This window comes from Alcanivorax sp. HI0007 (genome assembly GCF_001635525.1).
Lineage (GTDB): Bacteria > Pseudomonadota > Gammaproteobacteria > Pseudomonadales > Alcanivoracaceae > Alcanivorax.
The window spans coordinates 1-751 of record NZ_LWEJ01000177.1; the positions used below are offsets into that span (position 1 = coordinate 1).

The 751-nt window shown below is 48.5% G+C and carries 2 rRNA genes; both read left to right on the forward strand.

Going from position 1 to position 751, the window contains the following annotated elements:
- Nucleotides 1–282 (forward strand): 16S ribosomal RNA (locus A3714_RS09835); the annotation flags it as partial.
- A 315-nt stretch (nt 283–597) separates the two neighbouring features.
- Nucleotides 598–751 (forward strand): 23S ribosomal RNA (locus A3714_RS09840); the annotation flags it as partial.

Consider the following 751-nt stretch of genomic DNA (forward strand, 5'->3'; position numbering starts at 1 on the left):
AAGTCGCGAGGCCAAGCAAATCCCTTAAAACTGTTCGTAGTCCGGATTGGAGTCTGCAACTCGACTCCATGAAGTCGGAATCGCTAGTAATCGCGAATCAGAATGTCGCGGTGAATACGTTCCCGGGCCTTGTACACACCGCCCGTCACACCATGGGAGTGGATTGCACCAGAAGTAGTTAGTCTAACCTTCGGGAGGACGATTACCACGGTGTGGTTCATGACTGGGGTGAAGTCGTAACAAGGTAGCCGTAGGGGAACCTGCGGCTGGATCACCTCCTTAACGACAAAGACCTCTGTTCCGTTCAGGGCCCACACGTTTGCTTGTCTGTTGTTACCGGCAAGAAGCCGGAAACAAGTGATTCCTCAGGGATTATTTGTTTCCGGTTTTTTAATCGGTCTTATATCTGATGGTATAAGAAGCTCTTTAAAAATTTGGGAAATGAGAAGTCCAAGTATTCAATGAATACGCAAGCGTCTAAGAAGTATCTCTGACACTTGTGTCTTTATGGTGAATCGTTATCACGATGAACAACCTGGACGGGATTGGAGTTGTCAGTCGAAAGGCGGGCAGTGAAGAGACTGTTTTGGGTTATATAGTCAAGTGATTAAGCGTACACGGTGGATGCCTTGGCAGCCAGAGGCGATGAAGGACGTTGTAGCTTGCGATAAGCTTCGGGGAGGTAGCAAACAACCTTTGATCCGGAGATTTCCGAATGGGGAAACCCACCTGTCATAAGGCAGGTATCGCA